This is a genomic window from Haloferula chungangensis, from assembly GCF_042664875.1.
In the GTDB taxonomy this organism is placed as follows: Bacteria; Verrucomicrobiota; Verrucomicrobiia; order Verrucomicrobiales; family Akkermansiaceae; genus Haloferula; species Haloferula chungangensis.
Genome location: NZ_JBHTBS010000017.1, coordinates 12,983 through 35,190 on the forward strand (window position 1 = coordinate 12,983; position 22,208 = coordinate 35,190).

Annotated in this window: 23 protein-coding genes; 20 read left to right on the top strand and 3 right to left on the bottom strand. The window is 60.0% G+C overall.

All coding sequences use genetic code 11. The annotated features are described in order from the left end of the window. Positions 1-47: 47 nt before the first annotated feature. Positions 48-272 (top strand): DUF3311 domain-containing protein, encoded by a 225-nt coding sequence (locus ACFQY0_RS19750; RefSeq protein ID WP_379716262.1) that lies wholly within the window; start codon positions 48-50, stop codon positions 270-272. Between the two features lie 70 nt (positions 273-342). Next, entirely contained in the window at positions 343-1,899 is a 1,557-nt protein-coding gene (locus tag ACFQY0_RS19755; RefSeq protein ID WP_379716265.1) for a sodium:solute symporter family protein, read from the top strand. On the opposite strand, the gene ACFQY0_RS19760 is transcribed toward ACFQY0_RS19755, so the two are convergent. Continuing rightward, positions 1,896-2,255 (bottom strand): hypothetical protein, encoded by a 360-nt coding sequence (locus ACFQY0_RS19760; RefSeq protein WP_379716268.1) that lies wholly within the window; start codon positions 2,253-2,255, stop codon positions 1,896-1,898. The two genes, ACFQY0_RS19755 and ACFQY0_RS19760, sit on opposite strands and share 4 nt — an antisense overlap. A 435-nt stretch (positions 2,256-2,690) precedes the next feature. After that, the gene (locus ACFQY0_RS19765) at positions 2,691-4,028 is read right to left on the bottom strand and encodes an outer membrane protein assembly factor BamB family protein (protein ID WP_379716271.1); all 1,338 of its coding nucleotides are present in this window, start codon (positions 4,026-4,028) and stop codon (positions 2,691-2,693) included. Between the two features lie 504 nt (positions 4,029-4,532). Between ACFQY0_RS19765 and ACFQY0_RS19770 the strand changes: the two genes are divergently transcribed. The 6 genes from ACFQY0_RS19770 (at position 4,533) to ACFQY0_RS19795 (ending at position 10,819) form a co-directional block, all read left to right on the top strand. Next, a complete protein-coding gene (locus tag ACFQY0_RS19770) occupies positions 4,533-5,603 on the top strand; it encodes a hypothetical protein (protein WP_379716274.1) in 1,071 nt (356 codons plus the stop codon). Positions 5,604-5,756: 153 nt separating this feature from the next. Then, positions 5,757-6,044, top strand: a complete 288-nt coding sequence (locus tag ACFQY0_RS19775; RefSeq protein ID WP_379716277.1) for a hypothetical protein — start codon at positions 5,757-5,759, stop codon at positions 6,042-6,044. Positions 6,045-6,097: 53 nt separating this feature from the next. Next, complete coding sequence (locus ACFQY0_RS19780; protein WP_379716280.1) at positions 6,098-6,475, top strand: hypothetical protein; 378 nt, start codon at positions 6,098-6,100, stop codon at positions 6,473-6,475. Positions 6,476-6,515: 40 nt separating this feature from the next. Beyond that, a complete protein-coding gene (locus ACFQY0_RS19785) occupies positions 6,516-8,033 on the top strand; it encodes an aldehyde dehydrogenase family protein (RefSeq protein ID WP_379716282.1) in 1,518 nt (505 codons plus the stop codon). Between the two features lie 375 nt (positions 8,034-8,408). Then, a complete protein-coding gene (locus ACFQY0_RS19790; protein ID WP_379716285.1) occupies positions 8,409-9,527 on the top strand; it encodes an iron-containing alcohol dehydrogenase in 1,119 nt (372 codons plus the stop codon). Next, on the top strand, positions 9,524-10,819 hold the full coding sequence (locus tag ACFQY0_RS19795; protein WP_379716288.1) for a beta-alanine-activating enzyme beta-propeller domain-containing protein: 1,296 nt from the start codon (positions 9,524-9,526) through the stop codon (positions 10,817-10,819). The genes ACFQY0_RS19790 and ACFQY0_RS19795 overlap by 4 nt, the downstream gene beginning before the upstream one ends. 1 nt (position 10,820) lies before the next feature. Here the strand turns inward: ACFQY0_RS19795 and ACFQY0_RS19800 are convergent, their stop codons facing one another. Then, positions 10,821-12,026, bottom strand: a complete 1,206-nt coding sequence (locus tag ACFQY0_RS19800) for a cation:proton antiporter (RefSeq protein WP_379716291.1) — start codon at positions 12,024-12,026, stop codon at positions 10,821-10,823. 143 nt (positions 12,027-12,169) lie between these two features. On the opposite strand from ACFQY0_RS19800, the gene ACFQY0_RS19805 reads away from it, so the two are divergent. The 12 genes from ACFQY0_RS19805 to ACFQY0_RS19860 all read left to right on the top strand — a co-directional run bounded on the left by ACFQY0_RS19805 (position 12,170) and on the right by ACFQY0_RS19860 (position 22,007). Further along, positions 12,170-13,495, top strand: a complete 1,326-nt coding sequence (locus ACFQY0_RS19805; RefSeq protein ID WP_379716294.1) for a coproporphyrinogen-III oxidase family protein — start codon at positions 12,170-12,172, stop codon at positions 13,493-13,495. 129 nt (positions 13,496-13,624) lie between these two features. Then, entirely contained in the window at positions 13,625-13,831 is a 207-nt protein-coding gene (locus ACFQY0_RS19810) for an addiction module protein (RefSeq protein ID WP_379716297.1), read from the top strand. Between the two features lie 288 nt (positions 13,832-14,119). Beyond that, positions 14,120-14,659: a hypothetical protein gene (locus ACFQY0_RS19815; RefSeq protein WP_379716300.1), complete on the top strand. Its 540-nt coding sequence runs from the start codon at positions 14,120-14,122 to the stop codon at positions 14,657-14,659. A 26-nt stretch (positions 14,660-14,685) separates the two neighbouring features. Continuing rightward, positions 14,686-15,942: an NAD(P)/FAD-dependent oxidoreductase gene (locus ACFQY0_RS19820; RefSeq protein WP_379716303.1), complete on the top strand. Its 1,257-nt coding sequence runs from the start codon at positions 14,686-14,688 to the stop codon at positions 15,940-15,942. A 132-nt stretch (positions 15,943-16,074) separates the two neighbouring features. Beyond that, positions 16,075-16,299, top strand: a complete 225-nt coding sequence (locus tag ACFQY0_RS19825; RefSeq protein WP_379716306.1) for a DUF433 domain-containing protein — start codon at positions 16,075-16,077, stop codon at positions 16,297-16,299. Between the two features lie 126 nt (positions 16,300-16,425). Then, complete coding sequence (locus ACFQY0_RS19830) at positions 16,426-16,902, top strand: hypothetical protein (protein WP_379716309.1); 477 nt, start codon at positions 16,426-16,428, stop codon at positions 16,900-16,902. 63 nt (positions 16,903-16,965) lie between these two features. Further along, a complete protein-coding gene (locus tag ACFQY0_RS19835; RefSeq protein WP_379716312.1) occupies positions 16,966-18,339 on the top strand; it encodes a glycosyltransferase family 4 protein in 1,374 nt (457 codons plus the stop codon). Further along, entirely contained in the window at positions 18,336-18,470 is a 135-nt protein-coding gene (locus ACFQY0_RS19840; protein ID WP_379716315.1) for a hypothetical protein, read from the top strand. Before ACFQY0_RS19835 ends, ACFQY0_RS19840 begins: the two co-directional genes overlap by 4 nt. Before the next feature lie 367 nt (positions 18,471-18,837). Next, on the top strand, positions 18,838-19,263 hold the full coding sequence (locus ACFQY0_RS19845) for an acyl-CoA thioesterase (protein ID WP_379716318.1): 426 nt from the start codon (positions 18,838-18,840) through the stop codon (positions 19,261-19,263). A gap of 32 nt (positions 19,264-19,295) precedes the next feature. Further along, on the top strand, positions 19,296-19,832 hold the full coding sequence (locus ACFQY0_RS19850) for a hypothetical protein (protein WP_379716321.1): 537 nt from the start codon (positions 19,296-19,298) through the stop codon (positions 19,830-19,832). A 97-nt stretch (positions 19,833-19,929) separates the two neighbouring features. Beyond that, positions 19,930-21,201, top strand: a complete 1,272-nt coding sequence (locus ACFQY0_RS19855; RefSeq protein ID WP_379716324.1) for a phenylacetate--CoA ligase family protein — start codon at positions 19,930-19,932, stop codon at positions 21,199-21,201. Positions 21,202-21,323: 122 nt separating this feature from the next. Next, complete coding sequence (locus ACFQY0_RS19860; protein WP_379716327.1) at positions 21,324-22,007, top strand: ABC transporter ATP-binding protein; 684 nt, start codon at positions 21,324-21,326, stop codon at positions 22,005-22,007. Positions 22,008-22,208 lie beyond the last annotated feature (201 nt).

Sequence of the window (22,208 nt, forward strand, 5' to 3'; positions counted from 1 at the left end):
GCGGTGTCGCCGTTCGAAGACTCACTCTGCCACCGCACTCCAAAATCATGAAACCGCCCGTCCTCATCTCCATCATCACTTTCGTGATCCTTTTCGCCCTCCATCAGGACTCGTGGAATTGGGGCAACACCACGCTCCTCTTCGGTTTCATGCCGATCGGCCTCGCCTACCACGCCGGTTTCTCGATCGTCGCCGCCCTGTTCTGGTTCCTCGTCTCCAAATTCGCCTGGCCCCACGCCATCGAAAAGTGGGCCGACGAGCCCAACGACTAAAGCCCGGACCGCGCGACTCCAGTCGGCCTCTTCCACTGCTCACTGATCACTGCTCACTCGGCACTTCTCCATGACAAGTTTATACATCATCGCCGGCTACCTCCTGCTCCTCATCGGACTGGGGATCGTCTCCAACCGCTTCTCCAAAGGCACCAGCGCCGACTTCTTCGTCGTCTCTCGCACCGTCGGCTCCTTCCTCCTGCTGATGTCGATTTTCGGCACCACCATGACCGGCTTCGCCTTGGTCGGCTCCACCGGCAAGGCCTACACCTCCGGCATCGGCACCTACGGTCTCATGGCCTCCTGGTCCGGATTGATCCATTCCGCCGTCTTCTTCCTCGTCGGCATCCGACTGTGGGCCGTGGGCAAAAAACACGGCTACCTGACCCAGTGCGAGTACTTCCGTAACCGCTACGACGCCCCCGCGATCGGCTACATCCTTTTCCCGATCCTCATTCTACTACTCATCCCGTACTTGCTCGTCGGAGTCATCGCTGCCGGAAAATTCATCCAGGCTTCCACCAAGGGCATGTTCCCCGAGCAGTTCGAACTGCTCCTCCCCAACGGCAACCCGCACCCACTCAGCGGTGGGATCCCACCCGAACTCGGCGGCGGCGCCATCTGCGCCATCGTGCTCTTCTACGTCTTCTTCGGCGGTCTGCGCGGTGCCGTCTGGGCAAACACCTTCCAGACCATCGTCTTCATGGTCACCGGCATCATCGCCTTCTACATGATCTCCAACAAGCTCGGCGGCCTGCAAGCCGCCAGCCAGGCCGTGCTTGAAAGCGACTTCGCCAAACCCCGCGCCGCCCGCGAAGGGATGATCGGCCAGGCCCAGTTCTTCACCTACTGCTTCATCCCGCTCTCCGTCGGGATGTTCCCCCATCTTTTCCAGCACTGGCTGACCGCCAAAAGCGCCAAGACCTTCAAGCTGACCGTCGTCGCCCATCCGATCTTCATCATGATTGTCTGGGTTCCCTGCATTCTCATCGGCATCTGGGCCGCTGCCCACGTCGGTCCCCTCGGCCCCGGCCAGTCGCCAAACTCGATCCTCGGCCGCATGGTCGAAAGCCTCGTCCACTCGCCCGTCCTCAGCGGACTTGTCGGCGCCGGCGTGCTCGCCGCCATCATGTCGTCACTCGACTCCCAGTTCATGTGCCTTGGCACCATGTTCACGCGCGACATCGTCATCCGGAAATTCGGCGAAGACCGCTTCACGGATCAGCAGAAGGTGCTCATCGCCCGCGGCTTCATCCTGCTCATCGTCGCTCTCACCTACGGCCTCGCCTGCGCCCTCATGGATACCGCTCAGGTCTTCGCCCTCGGCGTTTGGTGCTTCAGTGGCTTCGCCGGCCTCTTCCCTCTGATCGTCGGTTCCGTCTACTGGAAGGGGACCACCAAGGCCGGTGCCATTTCGTGCATCCTCGTCACCGCCACCGTCTGGTGCATCCTCTTCTACCACGACATCATCGCCGTGAAACCTGCGGGAGCCGAAGAGGACGAACTTCTCATCGCCGGCATGATGCCCGTCACCCTGATCATCGCCGCCAGCGCCATCACCCTGGTCGTCGTCTCCCTCCTGACTAAAAAGCCCAGCGACACCACCCTCAAGAAGTTCTTCGCTTAATCAGGAGGCGACTCTCCTCGCGCTTCAAACTGCTGCCTCAAAAAAAGCAAATCGCCCGCATCCTTCTCACGATGGGTCGTCCTCTTCATCCGCCACAGCAAGGCTTCTGAAGCAAAAGGAATAGAGACTCCGTTGACTTCCCGAACGATGACCTCCTTCGAGGCCTCCTCATAGTCGATCCCACTCGCCGATTTCATCAAGTCGACGACGATCTCATCGGCAATCCGCACCACGGTGAAACGGTCCACATCTCCGGCTTCAAGTTCATCCACCGCTCGATCCGGAAGCGATCTCAAGGCATCGTAAACCTTGGCCTCATTCTCAAGCGCAACATCGATCACAAGATCGATGTCCATGGTCGCCCGAAGGTAACCCGCACCTCGAATCGCGAACCCTCCTACCACAAGGTACTTTGCCCCTCGTTCATTGAGGCTCCTACAGAGATCCGCAAGATCACCCGCAGATGGCTCACGCGATTCTAGCCCTTCCTCGGACGACTGATCATCTTCCACATCCATGCATCTGCCTCTTCGTGACTCGTAAATCGATAGACCCCACGCGGAACAAGACGACTCCCAAAAGCCTTATGCCACTCCTTCGCATGCTCCTTGCTACTGGTTTTCACCGACAAAGGATCACCAACCGTCCGCTTTCCGACAGTCTTCCCAATCACTTCATCCACGTTGACTTTCCTTTCCACTGGTCAGGAAGCTAACACAAGACCCCGGATCCCACAACAGCCGTGATCTCTAGATAGAGACCAACAAAGAATCTCTCCATCTTCGCACTATTCACTCGGAACTTGGCACTCCGCCGGGGGCGGAAAGATCCACCCGCACCAACTCCTCATCATTCCTAACAAACGCCGACTTCATCGCGAACGCCGGCGCCGTCCACACCACATCCCGCCCAAACGTATCATTCGTCGGCTTCAGAATCTGCGACTTCCCGAGCTCCTTGTAGCCCTCCGGCGTCAGCTCCGCGATGATCAGCTCACCCTTCTCGTTGAACAGATAGAAGCGCCCGCTCGGCTCGTGCCGCGTCAGGAACACCGTCCCGTGCCGCACCCGCGAACCCTCTTCGCCCGTCACCGGAAGCGTCGTCTCCCACAGCCGCTTGCCGTCCTTCAAATCCACCGCCACCAGCAAGCTCGTCTCGATGTCCGGACCATACATCGTCCCATCGAAGATCACCGGCGTCGCATTCGATGAATAAAGCGAAGTCTTCGGCTTCCCCCTCCACAGCCTTTTCGCCCCCGGCTTCTCCGCGTCCAGCTGATAGAGCGCCCCGATCCGGCCCATCCCGCTTGCATACAGATTCCCGTCCGAAAACTGCGGCGCCGCGATCGACATATTGAAGTTCACCTTCAGCCGCTGTGACCAAAGCACTTCCCCCGTCTTTGGTTCCAAACTCGCCAGCTCCTCCGGCGTGAAAACAATCATCTGCTCGGTCCCGCCATACTCGATCACCGTCGGCGGACAGTAGCCCGGCTCCTTCGAGGAAAGCTGCTTCCATTTTTCCTCCCCCGTCTCCGCATCGAAAGCCACCACCGAGCTCCCCTCGCCACCCGCCATCGTCACCACCAGCCCCTCATGGACCAGCGGATGTGCCGAGTATCCCCAGATCGGAAATCCCGGCTCGTACAGCTTCACCAGATCCTTCTCCCAAAGCAGTTTCCCGCTCTTCGCATCCAAACACATCAAATGCCCCATGCCTCCCAGCGCATACGCCTTTCCTCCGCTCACCGTCACCGTCGACCGTGGCCCCGAAGGATACGAAAGCTCGTAAGGACGCTCCGTCGCATGCTCCCAGATCGGCTTGCCCGTCTCTGCATCGAAGCAGCGCACCCGCTCCTTCCCCTTAATCTCCACCGCCTTCCCCGGATCATTCACCACCTCCCCCTCCGTCATCAGATAGTCCATCAGGAACACCTTCCCCTCAGAAACCGACGGCCCCGAATACCCCAGCCCCACCGGCTCCCGCCAGAGCACCTTCGGCCCCCCTTCGGGAAAATCCGCGATCACTCCCTCCTCATTCCAGGTCCCATTCCGATCCGGCCCCAGCCACTGCGGCCAGTCCGCCGCCATCCCCACACCCGTCATCAGCATCCCCAGCAGCAAGATCTTCATGCCCGCATCCTCCGGTCGGGAGAGGTCCGCCGTCAACCGTGCAGAGGACGTCGCCAGTTCTTCCGGCTTTGGGGTACAGGATTCAGGGGTCAGGGAGTATCCGCAATGGCCAAGGAGCCTCAACGGTAGGGACTACCACAATCGGCCAAATTCTTGCCGGAGGCGCAAGCTCTCCGGCCGCCGAACCCCGTTTCGCCCCCCTACCGACAAAGTGCTTGGGGGTCTGACCAGCCCCTCCCTGATCCCTGAATCCTGACCCCCAAAGCCCGCACCACCAACCCACCCCTCTTGCACGCCCCCTGAACCACTCAAAATGTCCGCCCCCACCCTTGCCCAAATCCCCGTATGATCTACCCATAAGCACCCGTAACAACACCACCTCCCTCAAAAATTCTGCGTCCATCCGCGTTCATCCGCGGTTAAAAACCTGCCTTTCCCAAAATCAAAGATCCTCAGACCTTGGCGTCCTTGGCGTCTTGGCGTTTCAATTTTCCCAATCAAGCAATGTCCTCCACCCTCACCATCCCCGAAGCCGCCGCCCAGCTCGACGCCCACACCCTCGAAATGGTCAAGTGGCACTTCTCCCCCGAAACCGGCTGCCCCTACTGGCTCGAAAAGGCCAAGACCCTCGACTTCAACCCGCTCACCGACATCCGCAGCTTCGCCGACCTCCTGAAGTTCGATCACTTCGACGACGAAGTCCTGCGCAAGGAAGACCCCGCCAAATTCATCCCCAAAGCCTTCGCCGGACGCCCCTACAACGTCTTCGAAACCGGCGGCACCACCGGCATGCCCAAGCAGCGCATCGGCTGGGACGACTACAAGACCGACTACACCGAATTCTCCGAACACTACGGCCCCGACTTTTTCCCCGCCGGCGCCAACTGGCTGATGGTCGGCCCGACCGGCCCGCGACGCCTGCGCATGGCCATCGAGCACCTCGCCAACATCCGCGGCGGCGCCTGCTACTTCATCGACCTCGACCCGCGCTGGGTCAAACGCCTCATCGGCATGGGTGAAATGAAAATGGCCAAGCTCTATCAGCAGCACGTCATCGACCAGGCCGCCACCATCATCCGCCACCGCGACATTGGCTGCCTCTTCACCACCCCGAAACTCCTCGAGTCGCTCGCCGAACGCATGTCGCTCGCCGACGCCGGCATCGGCGGCGTCTTCGCCGGCGGCACCACCATGACCCCGCAGTACGTCCGCTTCATCGAAGAAGAAGTCCTCGAAGGCAAAGTCAACTTCGCCCCCACCTACGGCAACACCCTGATGGGTCTCGCCATCAGCAAGAAGCGCGGCCCCGGCGAATACTCACTCACCTACCACGCCCCGCAACCGCGCGCCGTGCTCCGCATCGTCAACCCCGACGACACCACCCAGCTCATGGACTACGACGAATACGGCCGCGTCGAGCTCACCACCATGACCAAGGAATTCTTCATGCCCCGCTTCCTCGAACGCGACGAAGCCATCCGCCGCCAACCCTGCGACGAGTTCCCCTGGGACGGCGTCGGTGATGTCCGGCCGTTCCAGAGCGGCACGAAGACGGTGATCGAGGGGGTATACTAATCTGAAAGGTTCTTTTCCATGACGACAGTGATGAATCCCCGAGGCCCAAGGTTTCTGATCCAGCACGCGTGTTTCGGTTGCCGAAAGTCGTTCAAACGGTCTCCTCAGTCTAAATCGCCAAAGTGTCCTGACTGTGGAAATCCCGCAAATGAGATGGGTCGAAATTTCAAAGCCCCACCTATCGCAGACCTCGAACAATGGAAAAAAGTCGAAGTGCTTTACGAGGGCGGGATCAGATTCGCAGGAACTCAAAGCCCAGAACTTGGAAAGTTTCCGGACACCCTTGACGAAGCCGAAGAGTTTCTAACGCGAAACAAAGATTTCCTCGAAGCCCAAAAAGAATGGAGAAAGACGCTGGGAGAACGAAACGCGACGAAAGCTGAACGTCTAACTGAGAAACGCAGAGCCCAAAAGGCAAAGAGGAAGAAAGACCTTTCCTAGACAAACAACTCCTTGCTGACCAACGCCCACATTAGAACCCAGCAAACTTTCCTATGACCCTCCCCTTTTTCCGCATCAACCACTTCTTCGGCCTATTCCTCGGAATGCTTGGCTTGCTATCATCGGGTTGTAAGGAGTCATCGAACATCGATAACGAGATCTCGAAATGGGAGTCCTCCGGCTGGAAATTCGAAGAAGCTGTCGGGTCACAGATTCCCGATGCGATCTACATCTCGCACATCTCCAGTCCCACGGCTTCAAAGGTAACCGCCTTTTCTCACATCAACTCCGAAGGCCCATTGAAAAAATCTTTCGCACAGGACGATCGCAATTTCCTTCTCGTAACCATGGGCCACGAAGCTCACGGAAACTTCTCGCTAGTTTTCTCCAAACTCAAGCCCACAGAACCACAGTCTTCCACTGCTCACTGATCACTTCTCACTCGGCACTGCCGCTCTGCGGCCTTTTCCCATGAACATCCCCATCCTCCGCCTCGGCGAAAGCTACACCTCTCTCGACCTCGTCGAACTCGACCTTGGCAACGGTGAAACGCTCACCACCCACACCGCCAACCCCGGCCTGATCCGTCGCGACCTCCTTCAAGTCGCCAAAGCCAAAGCCGCCCTCGACGCCATTCCCGCCGAGACGCTTGCCGACTACTGTGAGCAAGCCGCCGAGCTCTTCCTTCACGCCGATCTCCCTTGCGGCACCAAGGAGCACAGGCGTCTCGCCTGTGTCGCCTCGCCCCAGGAGTCCGAACCCTCACTTCAATCCCCCCAGCAGTACATCGAGGCCCTCTCCGCCCTGACCCGCCTGCCGCACACCCTCGTGCGCATGAACATGGGCAAGATCCACGCCGCGATGTCCGAGATCCGCACCGTCATCGGCGGCCTCACCCGACAACTCCCGCTCGAAATCTTCGACAAAGGCCTCACCTCCATCGGAGCGCGGACTTTAGTCCGCCCGAATTCCCCAGAAAAAGAATCCCCCTCTCTCACTGTCAACTACTTCCCCGCCACCACCTCCCTCGGCGTCTCCCTCCCCAGCAACGCCCCCGCCGTCAACTCACTGTGGATTCCCGCCCCGGTGATGAAGATCCCCGTCTTCCTCAAGCCCGGCCGCGAAGACCCCTTCACCCCTCTGCGTATCGTCCAGGCGATGATCCAGGCCGGCTTCCCGAAAGAGGCCTTCGGCTTCTACCCGACCACCCACGAAGGCGGCGACACGATCCTAACAACCTGCGGCCGCGGCATCGCCTTCGGCAACGACACCACCCTCGCGAAGTACGCCGCCTTCCCCAGCATCTCCGTCCACGGCACCGGCCGCTCGAAGATCCTCATCGGCGAAGACATGATCGAACGCTGGCCCGAGTTCCTCGACGTCATCGTCCAATCCATTTCCGCCAACGGCGGCCGCTCCTGCATCAACACCTCCGCCATCCTCGTCCCCAGCCACCGCGACGAACTCGCCGACGCCCTCGCCAAAAAGCTCGCCGAGATCCAGCCCCACGCCCGCGACGACGAAAACGCGCTCCTCTGTGGCTTCGCCAACCCCGCCATGGCCGACGGCATCGACGAACTCATCACCGCCCACCTCAAGGAGCCCGGCGCCGAAGACCTCACCGCCAAGCACCGCAGCAGCGAGCGCAAGGTCGAAGCCTTCGATCAATTCTACCTCAACCCGACCCTCATTTCCTGCACCGACAAGGACCACCCGCTCGCCAACACCGAGTTCATGTTCCCCTACGCCAGTATCGTCGAGATGCCGCAGAGCGAAATGGTCGGCAGCATCGGCGAGACCCTCGTCGTCAGCGCCTTTACCGAAGACCAGAATTTCATCAGCGAACTGCTCCTCAGCCCCGACATCGAACGCCTCAACCTCGGCCCGTATCCCACCAACCGCGTCCAGTGGGAACAACCCCACGAAGGCAACCTCTTCGAATTCCTCTACCACCGCCGCGCCATCCAAGGCGACGTCGCCCTCACTTAAATTAAGAAAATTTGAAACGCCAAGAACGCCAAGTTTCATCAATTGACTCCCAAAGCAGACTGCGCGTAGCGCAGCAAAAACTTTGGACTGCGGTGGCAAAGCGAAGCGTCGACACCGCTTTGCGAGCCACCTGAAAAAATCCACCACCTCACCCAGCCGCAACGCCCCAAGCCACGTCCACATCCCGACTCCTCAAATTTCGCGACATTTCGCGCGCTTTCGTTGTTCCCTAAATGTCTGCGAACAAGCCAAGCCTCCAAAAGCGGTGTCGTCGTTCGCAGACTCACTCTGCCACCGCACTCCAAAGTTCTCCGAACTTCTCCCACTTTTCACTTTCTACTTTTCACTCGGCACTGCCGCGCAGCGGCCTCTAACATGACCTCCTTCGACGCCCGCCCATCTCCCCGCATCCTCTTCGGACCCGGACGTCTCGCCGAGCTCCCGGACGCCGCCAAATCCCTCGGCGCCACCAACATCCTGCTCGTCACCGACAGCGGGATCGTCGCCGCCGGTCACATCCGCCACGCCACCGGCCTGCTCCGTGATGCCGGCCTGAAAGTCACCACCTATCAGGACACCCACATCAACCCCGGCGAAACCGACATCGAAGCCTGCCGCGCCTTCGCTGAGCCCCTCGCCCCCGACCTGATCATCGGCTTCGGCGGCGGCAGCAGCATGGACACCGCCAAGGGCTGCAACTTCCTCCTCAACAACGGCGGCCGCATGTCCGACTACCACGGCTACGGCCACGCCGAAAAGCCACTGCTCCCCTTCATCGCCATCCCGACCACCGCCGGCACCGGCAGCGAATGCCAGTCCTACGCCGTCGTCTCGCGCGAGGACTCCCACGAAAAGATGGCCTGCGGCGACCCCAAGGCACTCGCCAAAATCGCCATCCTCGATCCCGAGCTCACCCTCTCCCAACCTCAAAAGGTCGCCACCCTCACCGCGCTCGACGCCTTGAGCCACGCCCTGGAGTCCGCCGTCTGCACCAAGCGCAACCCGATCTCCTCCGCCTACTCGCGCGAGTCTTTCCGTCTGATCGCCTCATCCATTTCCTCGATCCTCAAGCCCGACGCCCCCATCGGGCAACGCAGCAAGATGCTCCTTGGAGCCGCCATGGCCGGCAGCGCCATCGAGAACAGCATGCTCGGCGCCGCCCACGCCACCGCCAACCCGCTCACCGCCTTCTTCGATGTGCCCCATGGCCACGCCGTCGCCCTGACCCTCCCCCACGTCATCCGCTTCAACTCCGTAGACCCGGAATCCGCCGCCATCTACGATGACTTTAGTAGCTACCTCGGCGAGCCGCTCATCGATTGGCTCGAGAACATCATTGCCAGTGCCCATCTTCCCCGTCTGGACATCGACATCACCCGCATCCCCGAACTCACCGCCGCCGCCCTCCCGCAGTGGACCGGCAAGTTCAACCCGCGCCCGATCAACGGACCGGAAGTCACCGCCATCTACACCGCCGCCCTAACAGTGACATGACCTTACCGGTCATCAACGCAGGACTCCTCTTCATCTTGAAAGCTTCAACCTCCCAAGCCACTCCTCCCGCCCCTGACCGAGACCCGTCCTCCACACGAGGCTGCGGAAAGCAGGCCGGTTATGCCACGTCACGCGCCCTCATCCTACTCGCATCCCTTCTCATCCTCCCCGCCTGCAAAAAGGAATCCCCGCCCGAAGTCGAGCCCGCCGCCTCGCCCGTACAAGCCACCAAGCCCATCACCCCCGACTGGCCCATCACCCGCGGTGGTCCCGCACTTCAGGGCCGCGTCCACGCGCCCGTCCCGCAGTCTCCCGCCATCGACTGGACTTATGACCTCGAAGCTCCTGCGATGGCAGAGGCCACGGTGGCTGAGCAGCATCTCGTCGTCGGCGACATCATGGGCCTTGTCCATTGTCTCGATCTCGAAACACGGAAACTCCTCTGGTCCCACGAAACCGACGATACCATCCAGGCCGCCCCCGCACTTTCCAACAACCGCGTCTTCGTCGGCTCCGGTGACAACACTTTCCTCGCCCTCGATCTCAAGACCGGCGACGAACTCTGGTCGATCCAAGGCGACGAAAAGTTCCCCTCCGCCCCCGTCGTCACTTCTTCAGCCGATGGCAAAAGCGAATGGGTGCTCGTCAACGGCTACGACGGCATCGCCCGCTGTCTCGACGCCAGCAACGGCGAAGCCGTCTGGTCTTACAAGACGGACAACTACATCAACGGCACCCCCGCGATCATTGATGAGACCCATGTCGCCTTCGGCGGTTGTGACAAGGTCATCCATGTCATCAAGCTTTCGGACGGCACCCTCACCAACGAAGTCACCACTGACGCCGAGATCATCAGCAGCGTGGCCACCTTCGGTAAAATCATCTACTGCACGACCTACGCCCATCAACTCGTCGCCACGCTCGCCGATGGCGACTCGCTCGACTGGATCTACGAAGCCGAGGACTTCCCCTTTTCCAGCGCCCCCGCCATCAACGAGCAGGTCGGCCATGTCTATGTGGGCTCGAAAGACAAGCACCTCCACGCCGTCGATACCACCACCGGAGAGCTACTCTGGAGATTTCGCACCGGCGGCCCGGTCGAATCCTCCCCCTTGGTATTCGACGACGCCATCGTATTCGGCTCCAACGACGGCCGCCTCTATGCCGTCACCTTTGAAGGCAAAGAGCTCTGGACGCTCGATCTAGGAGAAAAACTGAGCGCCCCCGCCATCTTCGCCCAAAACCGGCTCATCGTCACCGGCGCCAAAGGCACCGTCTTCGTGATCAAGTAGATCAGCCCTTCTTCTCCAGATACGCCCCATACCACCTCGAGAACGGCACCGCCGTGACTCCGTGGAGGAGCACGCTCAATAGCACCGTCAGCACGATCACCGAGAGCATCCGTTCGCTTCCTTCCCCGCCCACCTCTGTTAGAAAAATCAGCAGATAGAGCACCGAGGCAATGCCTCGTGGCCCGAACCACCCGATAAAGGCCACCGTCACGCGGTCCATCTTTGTGCCCATCAGGCACAAGGCCACCGGCAACATCCGGATCACGGTCAGGCTCAGCAACGCGTAGAGCAGAGCCATCATGTCCCAGTGATCGCTCAACTTCGGCACCAGCACCATGCCGAAGATCAGGAACACGGAGAGCGAAAGCAGCTGACCCTCCGCCTCTCCAAATTCCTGCAACCGCTCCCTCACCCGTTCCGTCTGTGTTCCCAGCATCAGTCCGCCGAAGAATGCCGCAATGAATCCATTTCCTCCCACCTCTTCGGCCAGCGCATAACTGATCACCGCCAAGGAAATCGAAGCCAGGCGCTGAAATACCGGTTTCATCCAGTCCCGCTGCACGGCGCGATCCATCAGGCGACCTCCCACCAGCCCCACCGCAGCCCCCACGACCGGCCCCAGTCCGATCTGTTTCGCGGCAAAAACCACCCACTGCCAAACGTCCGCTTCGGCATCTGCCTCCGCCGCGATCACCGCCATGCACGCCATCACCGCGGGCAAAGCGATTCCGTCGTTCAGTCCGCTTTCCACTTCGATCGTGTCCCTCACTTCATCGGGCACCTGGTCGCTCGACACCACCGCCTGCCCCAGCGCCGCATCGGTAGGCGACAAAATGAAAGCCATTGCCGCCACCAGCCACAGGCTCACTCCGGGAAACATCGGCACCGCCAGCGCAAAGCCCAGCATCATCGTCAACGGCAGTCCGAACGCCAGCAGTCTCAGCGGCACCTTGTATTCCCGCTTCAGCGCCCCCAATTTCAAGGTCGAGGCATCCGTGAACAGGATCACCATCAGGGTCACCTCCGCCACCACCTTGACCATCTCCGATTCCAAGCCGGGATCGAACAAGTCGAATCCCAGCGGCCCTGCGAGCACGCCTGCCAAAACGAACAACATCGGACCGGAAATCACCGTCTTCGACAGCCTCCCCGAGAACAGGCCGTAGCCAAAAACCAGCAGCGCCGCGAGAGAGATCAAGGTATCCATGAGCTCCTCCGACGAAATGCCAATCCAAGCTCCACTGAAAGCCCAATCCCCTCAAATAAATATCAGAGAGATTCCCGGTTCGGGTCGCGTAAAATCCTCCGCCTTCCATTTTCCCAGAACTCCACTACCTTTGCTCCCACATCATGCCTGAATCCACCGCTCCAGAAAAAAAAGGCACCCGCGCCGGCAACTACTTCATCTCGAACTACCCGCCCTTCTCCTTCTGGTCGGAAGACAATGCCGCCGCTGTCGAGCAGGCCTATGCCACGCCGCACGAAGGCACCCCGCCCGCACTCGGCCTCTACCACCACATCCCTTTCTGCCGGAAGCGCTGCCATTTCTGCTACTTCCGCGTCTACACCGACAAGAACGCCGACGAGATCAAGCACTACCTCGATTGCACCGTCCGCGAGCTGGAAACGATGGCCCGCAAGCCGCTCATCGAGGGCCGCAAGCCGCATTTCGTCTACTTCGGCGGCGGCACTCCGAGCTACCTCTCGCCCAGCCAGCTCACCGAGCTGACCGACCGCATGAAAGCGCTGCTCCCCTGGGATGCCGCCGAGGAAATCGCCTTCGAAGCCGAACCCGGCACGCTCAATCCGAACAAGGTCAAGGCCATCAAGGACATCGGCGTCACCCGCCTGTCGCTTGGGATTGAAAACTTCGACGACCGTATTCTCGAAATCAACGGCCGCGCCCACCGCACCAAGGAAGTCTACCGCGCCTACGAACGCATCCGCGCCGAAGGCTTCGATCAGGTCAACATCGACCTCATTGCCGGCATGCTCGAAGAGACCGAGGAAAACTGGCAGCGCAACATCGAGAAGACCCTCGAGCTGCAACCCGACAGCGTCACCATCTATCAGATGGAGGTTCCCTACAACACCGGCATCTACAAGGACATGAAGGCCAGCGGCTCGCTCGTCGCACCGATCGCCGACTGGGAAACCAAACGTCGCTGGGTCAAGGAAGCCTTCGCCGCCCTTGAAGCCGACGGCTACACCATTTCCTCGGGTTACACCGCCGTGAAGGACCCCAGCCGCACCAAGTTCATCTATCGCGACTCGCTCTGGGGAGGAGCCGACCTGTTAGGCCTCGGTGTCGCATCCTTCTCCCACGCGAAAGGGGTCCATTATCAGAACCTCACCGAGATCGACGACTACGACAAGGCGCTCGACGCCGGCCGCATGCCGATCAAGCGCGCCCTCCAGACCACCGAGGAAGAGCGCATGATCCGCGAGTTCATTCTCAGAATGAAACTCGGCAAGGTCGAGGCCGGCCACTTCAGCGAAAAGTTTGGCGTCAACATCCTCGAGCGCTTCGACAGCCAACTTGCCCAGATCCACGACGAAGGCCTGCTGAATGTCGAGGACGGCAAGATCATCCTCACCCGCGACGGCCTGCTCTGTGTCGACAACCTCCTCCACGACTTCTTCCTGCCCCAACACGTCACCGACCAGATTGTCTGAGTGAAAGCGTCGCTGCTGCGGCGCGCAGCAGGCCCTGCTTGCGGCGGCCCGCCGCGAATCAGCTGGCACATCCCACCCGCCAAACTCCCGCTCGCATTCCCATCCAAGTCACGCTAAATTGCCAGCATCATGAACCTCGCAGAAGTTTCGAAACTGTCCGGCCGTGAGAAGCTCCAACTGATGGATGCTCTCTGGGAAGACATGCGCCAGAAAGCTGACGAAGACGAGTTTCGTGAAGACCATCTCGAACTGGTTCGTCGTCGATGGGCAAAAATTGAATCAGGCGAATCGAAGATGCTCGATTGGGACGCCGTAAAAGATTCGATCGGAAGATGATTCGGATCGAACTCACACCCGAGGCGCACGACGACCTCGCTGAAGGGTTCGTTTTTTACGAGAAGCAAGAGCCCGGAGCTGGGGACTACTTTCTCGTTTCGCTAAAGGCCGAAATCGAAAGCCTTCGCTGGATGGCTGGCACTCACAGACAAATTGGAGGTTTTCATCGCTCAAACTGCCGGAACTTTCCCCATCAGATTTATTACCGATTCACGGCGAAACCATCTCCGTGATCGCCGTGATCGACAACCGACGAAGTCCCGAATGGATCCGCAAACGCCTCAGCGAATGACCTCTGCACCCCACCTCCCCGCCGAGCTGGACAACATCCTCTCGCACTCCCATCTCGCCGTCGCTCCGCTTGAATGGCTTCCCCCCGAAGCCGTCCCCGAGCCCTACCATCGTCTCCTGGTCCACGACCACGACATGACCTCCGAACTTGAGCGCTTCCACGGCGATGCCATCACGCTCAAAGTCATCCATTCCGAGCAGAACGAAAACCTCTACCTGCGTGAAGTCACCCTCCACACCTCGATCGAAGGCAAACCCGCCGAATACGGCCTCATCGAGATCCTTCTCGATCATTTTCCTACCGAACTCCGGCCCAAGATCCTCGCTGGCGACACCCCCCTCGGGGCCATCCTCAATCAATCCGGCCTCACTTATCACAGCCAGCCCCAAGGTTTTCTCAGCGTCCCCGCCGAGTCTCTGAAGGTGGTCTTCAAGAAAACTCCGGGTAGCGCAATCCTCTACGGACGCTACAATCACCTGATCCGTAGCGACGATGGCAGCTGCCTCGCCCGCATCATCGAGATCCTTCCAACATAATTCCCATTCGTTCCAAAATTCCCATCATGCCAAGCTATGATGCCATCATCATCGGAGGAGGCCCCGCCGGAAGCACCACCGCCGCGCTCCTCGCGGAAAGAGGCCATCGTGTCCTCCTGTTGGAGAAAGCCAAATTTCCCCGTTACCACATCGGCGAATCGCTGATGCCCTTCTGTTATTTCTCGCTCGAGCGACTCGGCGTCGCCGAGAAAATGAACCAGATTGGCTACCAGCAGAAAAAGTCTGTCCAGTTCGCCGTCCCCGACGGTCGCATCTCCGCCCCCTTTTACTTCACCCAGCACATCGACCACCCCGCCGCCGTCACCTGGCAAGTCGAGCGCTCCGACTTCGACCTCATGCTGTTAGACAACGCCCGCAGCAAAGGCGCCGAAGTCCGCGAGAACACCACTGTCCTTGACTTCCTCAAGGAAGGCGAACGCATCACCGGCGTCCGTGCCAGCACCGACGGCGACGCAGCCTTCGAAGTCCACGCCCCGATCACTCTCGACTGCACCGGCCGCGACGCCCTTTACCAACGCAAGCACGGCACCCGCCAGCGCGATCCGATGCTCAACAAGATCTCCATTTGGACCTATTTCAAGGACGCCAAACGGGATCCCGGCGACGACGAAGGCGCCACCACCATTGCCTACCTGCCTGAAGGCGGCTGGTTCTGGAACATCCCGCTGCGCAACGGCATCGTCAGCTCCGGCATCGTCGCCGAACGCGACTACCTCTACAAACCCGGCGAAACCCGCGACCCCGCCGAAATTTTCACCCGCGAGATCGACAACAACGCCTGGATCAAGGACCACCTCGACCCCGGCACGCAGTTCGGCGAATACTGGGTCACCGGCGAATACAGTTACCGTGCCGAGCACTGCGCCACCGATGGTCTCGTCCTCGTCGGCGACGCCTTCTCATTCCTCGATCCCGTCTTCTCCAGCGGCGTCTTCCTCGCCTTGAAATCCGGTGAAATGGCCGCCGACGCCACCCACATGGCTCTCGAAAAAGGTGACTTCTCCGCGTCCGCCTTCACCCAATACGGAGAAACCCTCTGCGGGCACATCGAGACCATGCGCAAGATCGTCTACGCCTTCTACGATCCCGATTTCAGTTTTGGAAAACTCATCCGCGCCCACCCCGACCTCCGCCCGAAATTGACCGACCTGCTCATCGGTAACGTTGAGGGCGTCGACTTCACTGAGCTCCTCGCCGCCATGGCCGAAATCGCCGAACTTCCCGAGCCCATCGAATACGGCAAGCCCCTTGCCATAACCTAGCCGAAGGCTTTGGACTGCGGTGGCTTGCCACCGTCTTCCGAGCCACTTCCAAGTATTCTCTTACCCCTCGACCTCCACCTAAGCCTCTGCCATTGTCCCAGTATGACCTTCCCTGATTTTACGCGCATCACAATGGACCCCGCAATTATGGGCGGAAAGCCTTGCATCAAAGGCACCAGAGTCACCGTCGGAACCATCCTGGGCCTGATCACATCCGGCACAACGCCGACAGAGATCATCCAACTCTATCCCTACCTTTCGAAGGACGATGTCACTGCCGCACTAGGCTACGCGACATGGCGATCTGAAGAGCGCGAAGTTACACTCGCAACTACCTGCGAAGGGTCGGCTACTTAACAGTGACGTTATCGATGTGTGAGGATGCAACTTCGGATTCCATATTTCCCAACTGGAGAATCGGTCGTCAATCACGCATCGCCCCCCTCTTCCTCCACAGGATTCATCACTGGAAGTATCAGCCAAATGCCGCTTCGTTTCCACCTCGTCATCTTTCTCCTGATCTCCACTCTTTGTCCCGCAATCGCCAAAGACTCTCTGGGTGACCTCGTTCTCAAAAAACTCGAAGGAATCGTCATCCCCATAATTGATTTTCAAGACACCACCCTCGAAGAAGCTATCGACTACTTGCGAGTAAGATCCCTTGAGCTGGATCGCGAGGAAGCAGCTGAGATGCGCGGAGTTTCCATTATCATCAGGAAACCTCGCAAACTTGAGGCAGACGACGGCCTCGATATCCACGAAGCGGCTCGTTCGAGCCGCATCAAAAAATATCAAAGAAGGAATATTTCTCTGCTCAAGGTTTTGACCGATGTCTGCGACCTGACGCAGCAAGACGCCTACATCACCTCTGTCGGAATCATCATCTGCCCGAAGGACCAAAAACCCTTCCCCAACACCAAAGGCCAGAACGGAGAGATCTGGAAAAAACTCACCAAGTGATTCAACTCCTCCTCAAGATTTTGCGTCCTTGGTGCCTTTGCGTTTCAATCCTCTTCAACTGACATGCGCATCGCCATCCTCACCCCCGGCACCGGCTCCTACTACTGCGGAGCCTGCATGCGCGACAACGCTCTCGCCAAATCCCTGCACGCCGCCGGCCACGAGGTCTCGCTGCTGCCGATGTATCTCCCGCTTCAGCTCGACGAGTCCCAGCTCCCCACCGCCGACAACCCGATCTTCTTCGGCGGCATCAATGTCTTTCTCCAGCAAAAGCTTCGCATCCGCATTCCCGGCATTCTCCACAAGCTCCTCAACAACGCCTCGCTGCTCCGCTCCGCCGCCAGGCGCAGCCACATGACCTCCGCCCGTGAGCACGGCGAAATGGCCCTCGCCATGCTGCGCATCGAGGACAGCCCTTTCGGCCAGGAAATGGACAAGCTCATCGACTGGCTCGCTCAGGAAAAGCCCGACATCCTGCTGCTCGGCACCGCCCTCCAGGCCGGCATGATCCGCGAATTGAGGAAACGCCTCGACGTCAAAATCCTTTGTTCCTTCCAAGGGGAGGACAGCTTTCTCGACGGACTCCCGGAGCCCTTCAAAACCGATTGCTGGAACGAACTCACTGCCCGTCTCCCGGAAGCCGACCTGCTCATTTCCCCCAGCCAGTTCTACGCCGACCTGATGCGCGGGCGCCTGAATCTCCCCAAGCAGAAAATCGAAGTCCTCCCCAACGGCATCTCCCTCTCTCAATCGGACCGCGAGCTTCAGCTCGCCCCGGAGCCCCAGCCTCACACCCATGCGGCCCAGCCGCCTGAATCTCCACTGCTCACTGCTCACTGCTCACTCGGCACTGCCGCGCAGCGGCCAACGATCGGCTACCTCGCCCGCATGATCCGGGAAAAAGGCGTCCACCACCTTGTCGAAGCCTTCATCCACCTCCGCCACGAGCTCAAGCACCCCGACGCGCGCCTCCACATCGCCGGAGCCATGACCGCCGGTGATGAGAAGCTCGTCGCCGAGCTCAAGCAACAACTCGCCGCCGCCAATCTAACAGAGCACGTCAACTGGTCCCCCAACATCGACCTCGAAGAAAAGCACCAATTTTTCAGCGGTCTCGCCCTCTTCAGCGTCCCCGCCACCTACCCTGAAGCCTTCGGCCTCTACATGGTCGAAGCCCTCGCCGCCGGCGTCCCGCTCGTCCAGCCCGACGCCGCCTCGTTCCGCGAAATCATTCACCGAAGCCAGGCCGGCCACCTCGTTTCCCCGAACGACCCCATAGCCCTCGCCACCGCCTGGCATGAACTCCTTTCCAATCCCACCGAACTCCAAACCCTCAGCAAAAACGGTCGTCGAGCCGCCGCAGAATTCTACAGTGTCGAAGCCATGCGCGACCGCTTCCTCGCCCTCGCCGAATCCCTTCCGAACTCGCTCTCATGAACTCGCCGCGACTCAAAAACGCCAAGGACTCAGAACAGAAAACGTGGAACTACACCCTGATTCTCACATGGATTCTGGTCCCCTTCGTTTTTGCCGCCATCCTTCGTCTCCTCAACTTTCTCGGATCCTAAGCCTTGAAGATCGCCGAATACGCAACGCTCCCTCATAAGTGGCCTCATCGGATTGCCTCTGTCATCGTACTCGGCCTTTCTCTCTGGATGATCTTTGTTGAAGGCCCTGCACTTGCAAAAAGTCGATCCGGAGCGATGCAGGCCGCCATACAGTTCGTGGCGACCGGAGTGATTTGGTTCAGCAACGACGGCTACCACGATCCCATCCTCAAAAAAAATCGTCACATACCGAACCGCTGCTTGGATCGCCCTTTTAGGTATTTTCCCAGCAGCCTGGATCGCCTTTCGCCTTCTCGATTTGAGCCTCAACTAGCATCATCAACCCCAGCCTTGGCGTCCTTTGCGTCTTAGCGTTTCAATTTCCCTCATGTCCGCACCCGCCCACCAAATCCAACGCCGCGTCGAGTTCTACGAAACCGACATGGCCGGGATCGTGCACTTCACGAACTTCTTCCGCTTCATGGAGTCCTGCGAGCACTCCTTCCTCCGCAGCCTCGATCACGAACTTCATGGCCTCGTCGAGGGCCTCGAAACCGGTTGGCCCCGTGTCAATGCCACCTGCGACTACCGTGCCCCCGCCCGCTTCGGCGACCTCCTCACCGTCAGTCTCTATATCGAAGAAATCAGAAACCGCTCCGTTCGCTACCGTTTTGAGATCACCAAGGAAGAAACCCTCGTCGCCGAAGGTAAACTCTCCGTCGCCCACGTTGCCATCACCGATGAAGGCATCAAGGCCGTCCCGCTTCCCGAAGCCCTCAAAGTAAAACTTCAATCACTGATCACTGATCACTGATCACTCTGCACTTTCTCCCAATGACCAAAAACATGAACTGGCTCTACTTTGCACTCATCACCGTCGCCTGCTGGGGCCTTTACGGCATCTTCCTTCACGCCGGCCAGATGGGCATGGCTGACAAGGAACTCGGACGCTACAAAGCCTTTTTCTTCGTCGGCATCGCCTACTTCCTCGTCGCCGTGCTCGCCCCGCTCGCCATCCTTCTCATGTCGAAAAACATGTCTTGGGACATGCCACCGAAAGGCATGTGGCTCTCCCTCTTCGCCGGGATCCTCGGAGCCGTCGGAGCCTTTTTCGTGCTCGTCGCCATGGGCTCCGGCGTCAAATCCGGCATGAACCCCGGCATCGTCGCGGTGCTCGTCATGTCCACCATCTTCGCCGGCGCCCCGATCATCAACGCTGTCGTCGGCATCATGATGCACCCGCCCAAAGGAGGCTTCTCCGCGATCCCAATCCCCTTCTACATCGGCATCCTCATGGCCGCCGTCGGTGGCTTCATGGCCACCAAGTTCAAACCCACCCCGGCACCTCCCGCGAAACCCGTCCCCGTGCAAACCGACCGTTAGAGTCGTTCAAGCATTGGGGAACAGGGGTCAGGATTCAGGGGTCAGAAAGACCGCCGAACCACCATTCCGCCTCTCTGCCTTTCTGACCACTGCCCCCTTGAATCCTGACCCCAAAAAGCCCGCAGCACCTCCCCGCGACGTCACCGCACCCATGCCCGACCCACTCCCCAAGCTCAACCAACTCCTCGCCGCGATTCTCCCGGCGAACCGCTTCTACGCGGAAAAACTCAGCGGCCTCCCCACCCGCTTTGAAAGCCTCGCCGAGTTCACCGCCACCATCCCTTTCACCACCAAGGACGAGCTCGCCGCCGACCACGAAGCGCATCCGCCCTACGGCAGCACCCACAGCTTCCCACTCGAAGGCTATCATCGCTATCACCAGACCAGCGGCACCCGAGGCAAACCGCTCATCTGGCTCGACGACCCTAACAGCTGGACCTGGATCCTCGATAACTGGGAGTGGGTCTGGCGCGGTGCCGGTGTCCTCCCAGGTGACACCGCCTTCTTTCCTTTTTCCTTCGGTCCCTTCCTCGGCTTCTGGGCCGGCTTCGAGGCCGCCACCCGCATGGGAGTCCGCGCCGTTCCCGGTGGTGGACTCTCCTCGGAAGACCGTCTCCACCTTCTCAAGCGCAGCAGGTCCCGCATCCTCTGCTGCACGCCCACCTACGCCCTGCGGCTCGCCGAAGTCGGACTGAATATCGGACTCCCCGTCTCATCCCTCGGCATCCGCACCATCGTCGTCTGCGGCGAACCCGGAGGCAGCATCCCAGAAGTCCGCCGCGCCATCGAATCCACCTGGCAGGCCCGCGTCTTCGACCACCATGGCATGACCGAAATCGGGCCGGTCTCCGTCAGCTCGATGGATCAAGCCGACCTGCTCTTGCTACGGCACGAGTCGTACTTCTGCGAAGTCATCGATCCCGATTCCGAAAAAATCATCGAACCCGGCAGCGACCAAACCGGCGAGCTCGTACTCACCACCCTCGGTCGGCATGGCTCGCCGCTCCTCCGCTACCGCACCGGCGACCTCGTCAAGCCCGTGCCGCACGGTGATCACTTCGCGCTCGATGGCGGCGTCCTCTCCCGCTGCGACGACATGGTCGTCATCCGCGGCATCAACATCCACCCCAGCGCGATCGACGCCGTCGTCCGAAGCTTCCCCGAGATCGGCGAGTATCAGGTGGAAATCGATCAACGCCACGCCCTCACCGAGCTCAGTCTCAAAGTCGAGACCACCGAAGAAACCGCCGCCGACCTCGCTCATCAGCTGCGCTCCACCTTCAGCCTCCGCATTCCCGTCAGCGCCGCGCCCTCCGGCTCCCTCCCCACCTTCGAAGTCAAAGCGAAACGCTGGAACATCCTTAAATAAGGGACCGCGGACTTCAGTCCGCCCCAAAGCCCAAGCCTCCTACCCCTTGCGGCCCAGCCGCCAATTCCTCCACTTCCTACTTTTTACTTCTCACTCGGCACTGCGGCGAAGCCGCCATCACCATGATCTCCGCCACCAACATTTCCAAATCCTTCGAAACTCCGGGGGAAACCGTCGACGTCCTCAAGGATCTCTCACTCGATCTCGCCGACGGCGAAGCCGCCTCAATCATCGGGCCCTCCGGCAGCGGGAAAACCACCTTGCTGAACCTCATCGGAGCCCTCGACCGTCCGAGCTCCGGCTCCATATGGATCGGCAATCAAGACATCGCCACCCTCACGGCCGACGAAGCCACCCGCTTCCGGAACCACTCGCTCGGCTTTGTTTTCCAACAGCACTACCTTCTTCCCCAGCTTAGCGTGCTGGAAAACGTCCTCGTCCCCCGCCTCGCTGGCGACTGGAAGGAGCCCGCCGAAGAAACCGAGCAACGTGCCCGCGAGCTCCTGGCCAAAGTCGGCCTCGACCACCGCCTCAAGCATCTCCCCTGGCAACTTTCCGGCGGCGAAAAGCTCCGTACTGCCGTCGCCCGCGCCCTGATCAACCAGCCGAGCCTCGTCCTCGCCGACGAACCCACCGGCTCCCTCGACCCCTCGTCCACCGACACCATCGCCGACCTCCTCCTCGACCTGAACCGTGACCAGAAAGTCACCTTGTTGGTCGTCACCCACAACCAGGCCCTCGCCAAACGCATCGGCAAAACCTTCGAGCTCCGCGACGGCAAACTTTGGAGTGCGGTGGCAAAGTGAGGAACGAACGCCGACACCGCTTTCGAGCAAACCCACCGACTCCCGTAAATTCTCCCTGCCCCTTTCCCCAAAAGAGCCCCTCCCATCAGCGAATGCCTTTCCGCATCAACAAAGCCTCTAATAGCGGTGTCGCCGCTCCGCTCTGCCACCGCACTCCAAGGTACCGAGCACCACTCAAGCCAGGTTCTTCCACGTCACAGC

What these genes read in the sequence shown, in the direction of transcription:
- ACFQY0_RS19750 (WP_379716262.1), top strand. Translation starts at nt 48, where the DNA reads ATGAAACCGCCCGTCCTCATCTCCATCATCACTTTCGTGATCCTTTTC.
- ACFQY0_RS19755 (WP_379716265.1), top strand. Translation starts at nt 343, where the DNA reads ATGACAAGTTTATACATCATCGCCGGCTACCTCCTGCTCCTCATCGGA.
- ACFQY0_RS19760 (WP_379716268.1), bottom strand. Translation starts at nt 2,255, where the DNA reads ATGGACATCGATCTTGTGATCGATGTTGCGCTTGAGAATGAGGCCAAG.
- ACFQY0_RS19765 (WP_379716271.1), bottom strand. Translation starts at nt 4,028, where the DNA reads ATGAAGATCTTGCTGCTGGGGATGCTGATGACGGGTGTGGGGATGGCG.
- ACFQY0_RS19770 (WP_379716274.1), top strand. Translation starts at nt 4,533, where the DNA reads ATGTCCTCCACCCTCACCATCCCCGAAGCCGCCGCCCAGCTCGACGCC.
- ACFQY0_RS19775 (WP_379716277.1), top strand. Translation starts at nt 5,757, where the DNA reads ATGGGTCGAAATTTCAAAGCCCCACCTATCGCAGACCTCGAACAATGG.
- ACFQY0_RS19780 (WP_379716280.1), top strand. Translation starts at nt 6,098, where the DNA reads ATGACCCTCCCCTTTTTCCGCATCAACCACTTCTTCGGCCTATTCCTC.
- ACFQY0_RS19785 (WP_379716282.1), top strand. Translation starts at nt 6,516, where the DNA reads ATGAACATCCCCATCCTCCGCCTCGGCGAAAGCTACACCTCTCTCGAC.
- ACFQY0_RS19790 (WP_379716285.1), top strand. Translation starts at nt 8,409, where the DNA reads ATGACCTCCTTCGACGCCCGCCCATCTCCCCGCATCCTCTTCGGACCC.
- ACFQY0_RS19795 (WP_379716288.1), top strand. Translation starts at nt 9,524, where the DNA reads ATGACCTTACCGGTCATCAACGCAGGACTCCTCTTCATCTTGAAAGCT.
- ACFQY0_RS19800 (WP_379716291.1), bottom strand. Translation starts at nt 12,026, where the DNA reads ATGGATACCTTGATCTCTCTCGCGGCGCTGCTGGTTTTTGGCTACGGC.
- ACFQY0_RS19805 (WP_379716294.1), top strand. Translation starts at nt 12,170, where the DNA reads ATGCCTGAATCCACCGCTCCAGAAAAAAAAGGCACCCGCGCCGGCAAC.
- ACFQY0_RS19810 (WP_379716297.1), top strand. Translation starts at nt 13,625, where the DNA reads ATGAACCTCGCAGAAGTTTCGAAACTGTCCGGCCGTGAGAAGCTCCAA.
- ACFQY0_RS19815 (WP_379716300.1), top strand. Translation starts at nt 14,120, where the DNA reads ATGACCTCTGCACCCCACCTCCCCGCCGAGCTGGACAACATCCTCTCG.
- ACFQY0_RS19820 (WP_379716303.1), top strand. Translation starts at nt 14,686, where the DNA reads ATGCCAAGCTATGATGCCATCATCATCGGAGGAGGCCCCGCCGGAAGC.
- ACFQY0_RS19825 (WP_379716306.1), top strand. Translation starts at nt 16,075, where the DNA reads ATGGACCCCGCAATTATGGGCGGAAAGCCTTGCATCAAAGGCACCAGA.
- ACFQY0_RS19830 (WP_379716309.1), top strand. Translation starts at nt 16,426, where the DNA reads ATGCCGCTTCGTTTCCACCTCGTCATCTTTCTCCTGATCTCCACTCTT.
- ACFQY0_RS19835 (WP_379716312.1), top strand. Translation starts at nt 16,966, where the DNA reads ATGCGCATCGCCATCCTCACCCCCGGCACCGGCTCCTACTACTGCGGA.
- ACFQY0_RS19840 (WP_379716315.1), top strand. Translation starts at nt 18,336, where the DNA reads ATGAACTCGCCGCGACTCAAAAACGCCAAGGACTCAGAACAGAAAACG.
- ACFQY0_RS19845 (WP_379716318.1), top strand. Translation starts at nt 18,838, where the DNA reads ATGTCCGCACCCGCCCACCAAATCCAACGCCGCGTCGAGTTCTACGAA.
- ACFQY0_RS19850 (WP_379716321.1), top strand. Translation starts at nt 19,296, where the DNA reads ATGAACTGGCTCTACTTTGCACTCATCACCGTCGCCTGCTGGGGCCTT.
- ACFQY0_RS19860 (WP_379716327.1), top strand. Translation starts at nt 21,324, where the DNA reads ATGATCTCCGCCACCAACATTTCCAAATCCTTCGAAACTCCGGGGGAA.